At 71.4% G+C, this 3430-nt stretch carries 3 protein-coding genes; 2 read left to right on the forward strand and 1 reads right to left on the reverse strand.

Features of this window, described 5'->3' with window-relative positions; translation table 11 throughout:
* Positions 1 to 116: 116 nt before the first annotated feature.
* Entirely contained in the window at positions 117 to 1118 is a 1002-nt protein-coding gene (locus ACFW2Y_RS35130; RefSeq protein ID WP_384887617.1) for a GDSL-type esterase/lipase family protein, read from the reverse strand.
* A 354-nt stretch (positions 1119 to 1472) separates the two neighbouring features.
* On the opposite strand from ACFW2Y_RS35130, the gene ACFW2Y_RS35135 reads away from it, so the two are divergent.
* Together ACFW2Y_RS35135 and ACFW2Y_RS35140 are read left to right on the forward strand one after the other, a co-directional pair.
* Positions 1473 to 2948, forward strand: a complete 1476-nt coding sequence (locus tag ACFW2Y_RS35135; protein WP_384887620.1) for an amino acid permease — start codon at positions 1473 to 1475, stop codon at positions 2946 to 2948.
* Positions 2949 to 2958: 10 nt separating this feature from the next.
* Positions 2959 to 3414: an Lrp/AsnC family transcriptional regulator gene (locus tag ACFW2Y_RS35140; protein WP_384887623.1), complete on the forward strand. Its 456-nt coding sequence runs from the start codon at positions 2959 to 2961 to the stop codon at positions 3412 to 3414.
* Positions 3415 to 3430 lie beyond the last annotated feature (16 nt).

Here is a 3430-nt window from a genome sequence, read left to right on the forward strand (position 1 = left end):
CCCCGCCGCCCCCCGCCCGGGGGCGCGAGCCGCGCGTGGGCGGGGGGCCCCGGGAATCGCCCCGCGGCCCACGGCGTTTCCGTCCCCTTTCCCCTTCCCGCGCGGCGTCCGCGCGGTCAGGCCCCGGCCGTGTCCGGGAGGCACGGGCCCAGGGCCTCCGCCACGGCCCGTGCGATCCGGGCGTGTCCGGCGTCGTTCGGGTGCAGACCGTCGGCCAGGTGTTCCGGGCCCAGCAGTGGGCGCCCCGAGAGGACCGACAACCGGTCGTCGCCCTCGGCCGCCAGGTCCCGACCGGCCCGCTCCATGGCCCTGCGCAGCTCGGTGAGGGTGGCACCGAGGGCATTGCGGGTGTGTTCGGCCTCCGGACGCAGCACCGGCGAGACGATCAGCAGCGGGCTGTCGGGGTGGCCCCGGCGGACGAGCCCGACGAAGGCGCGGACCGTCGCGTACAGCCAGTCGGCGGTGGCGGGCACCCGTGACCAGCAGTTGGTGCCGAACGCGAGGGTGACCGCGTCGCCGGGGAGCCGCGCCAGCTGCTCGGCCAGTGGCAACTCGCCCCTGGCCCCGCCCGCGTACCCCAGGTTGACCGGATCCAGGCCCAGCAGCCGCCCTGCCGTGGCCGGCCAGGAATGCGCCGGGCGGGTCGACCACCAGCCCTCGGTGATGGAATCGCCGTGGACGAGCCAGCGCGGCCGGGGCGGGGCGGGGGCGAGGCGCCCTCCGACGGCGCGCAGGGCGAGTGGCACCGGTGCCTGGCCCTCCGGCAGGTGCACGGCGAAGACGCCGCCGTGCACGGGCAGCGGAAGGGTGACGACGGCCTCGGCGGCCGGAGCGGTACAGGTCTCCCCGACGAACCGGTTGCCCTGCCAGAGGGCGAAGCAGTGCCGCAGTGCGCGCAGCGGGTCGTCCGCCGGTGGGACGGCCGCCCGGTAGCGCAGTTCCAGCGCGCGCGTGCCGGGCGCGGCCGTGAACTCGATCCGCACGCCGATCGGCAGCGCGGCCCGCTCGGCGGTGTCCCACGGCAGCCGGGCGAGGTCTTCGGGGTCGGCGCGCACGGGCCGGTCCCCGTCCAGCCAGGCCGTGCCGCGCAGATATGGAGCCGGGTCGAGCCAGCCCACCGGTGCCTCCGATCGGAAGTCGTCGGGAAGGTGCGTCAGCAGCCCGCAGGATCGGTCATCGGGCGTGAGGAGTCCATGTGCGTGACCGTGTCGGTTCACACCCCGATGTGCCGATTCATGCGGGTGAACGCAATGTTTACCCGCATGTGCCCGAAGCGCGCAATGATCATGCGGGATTGCGCAACAACACTGCATTACGACTGCGAACCTCCGCCCCTTAGGCTCGTGCCCCGTACCAGGAGTGGCGGCGACCGCCTGCTCGGCGGTCTCCGTCCCCCGTGGGCTTGCTCCGGCATGCCCGCGCACCGCCGCGGTCGCCTCCTCAACCACAGGCAGCGATAAGGAGCCTCCGCAGTGCTGGATCAAGGCGCAGCCCCGCCGGTCGACGAAGCGACCGCCCCGAAGACCTCCGCTCTCGGCGCGCTCACCCGTCGAAAGCCAGTGGAAGACCTGGTCAACGAGGGAGGGCAGGGTGAGGGCGGCAGCCTCCGCCGATCGCTCTCGATGTGGCAGCTGACGATGATCAGCATCGGTGCCACGCTCGGCACCGGCATCTTCGTGGTCCTCGGCGAGGCCGTCCCGAAGGCCGGTCCGGCCGTCACGATCGCCTTCGTCATCGCTGGTCTCACGGCCCTGTTCTCGGCGCTCTCGTACGCCGAACTGGCGGGCACGATACCGGTCGCCGGCTCCTCCTACTCGTACGCGTACGCAACGATGGGTGAACTCGTCGCCTGGGTGTGCGGCTGGTGCCTGGTGCTGGAGTACGGCGTCTCCGTCGCGGCCGTGGCGGTCGGTTGGGGCGACTACCTGAACGAACTGCTCGACGGGACCCTCGGCTTCACCATCCCCGACGTGCTCTCCTCGGCGCCCGGCGAGGGCGGCGTCATCGACCTGCCCGGCCTGATCGTCGTCCTGCTCGCGATGGTGTTCCTGCTCGGTGGAGCCCGCGAGTCCGCCGCGATCAACACGATCATGGTCATGGTGAAGATCGCCGCCCTGGTCCTCTTCTGCGCCATCGGCTTCATGGGATTCAAGTCCGGCAACTACAAGGACTTCATGCCGCTCGGCACGGCCGGCGTCAGCGCCGCCGGCGCGAGCCTGTTCTTCTCGTACATCGGCTTCGACGCCGCCTCCACGGCCGGCGAGGAGGCGAAGGACCCCAAGCGCGACCTGCCCCGCGCGATCATGCTTTCGCTGCTCATCGTCACCGTGCTCTACGTCCTGGTCGCGGCCGTCGCGGTCGGGGCGTGGAACTGGAAGGAGTTCGAGGGCTCCGAGGCCACCCTCGCGGCGATCATGAACGACGTCACCGGCCAGACCTTCTGGGGCACCATGCTCGCCGCCGGCGCGGTCATCTCCATCGCCAGCGTCGTCCTCACCGTCCTCTACGGCCAGACCCGCATCCTCTTCGCGATGTCCCGCGACGGCCTGGTCCCCAAGGTCTTCGGCAAGGTCAGCGGCAAGACCGGCACCCCCCGCGTGAACACGGTCATCGTGTCGCTCTTCTGCGGCCTGCTCGCCTCCGTCGTCCCGCTGGGCAAGCTCGTCGACGCCACCAGCATCGGCACCCTCTTCGCCTTCGGCCTGGTCAACATCGCGGTCATCGTGCTCCGCGTCACCCGCCCCGACATGCCGCGCACCTTCAGGGTCGCGCTCGGTCCGGTCTTCCCGGTGCTCGGCTTTGTCTTCTGCGCCTACAACATGCTCAACCTCGACGCCTTCACCTGGGGGGTCTTCGGTTGCTGGATGGCCGCCGGGCTCGTGTTCTACTTCCTGTACGGCATGCGCCGCTCCCGTCTGGCCCCGGCAGAGCCCTCAGCAGAGAAGTGATCCACCCGTAGTGCGACTCAACGACCTCGACGAACGCATCGTCCACGCCCTCGCGGAGGACGCCCGACGCAGTTACGCCGACATCGGCTCGATGGTCGGGCTCTCCGCGCCCGCAGTGAAGCGGCGCGTGGACCGGCTCCGGGCCGAGGGAGCCATCACCGGCTTCACCGTACGGGTGGACCCGGCGGCGCTCGGCTGGGAGACCGAGGGCTTCGTGGAGATCTACTGCCGCCACAACACCTCACCCGACGACATCCGGCGGGGTCTGGAGCGCTACCCCGAGGTGGTGTCCGCGTCGACCGTCACCGGCGACGCGGACGCCGTCGTCCAGGTCTTCGCCTCGGACATGCGCCACTTCGAGCGCGTCCTGGAACGCATCGCGGGCGAGCCCTTCGTGGAGCGCACCAAGTCCGTCCTGGTGCTCTCGCCGCTCCTGCGGCGCTTCTCCTCGGGCTCGCCCGCCTGAGGACCCCCCCTCGGAC

Origin of the sequence: Streptomyces sp. NPDC058877 (assembly GCF_042742855.1) — a bacterium.
GTDB lineage: Bacteria > Actinomycetota > Actinomycetes > Streptomycetales > Streptomycetaceae > Streptomyces.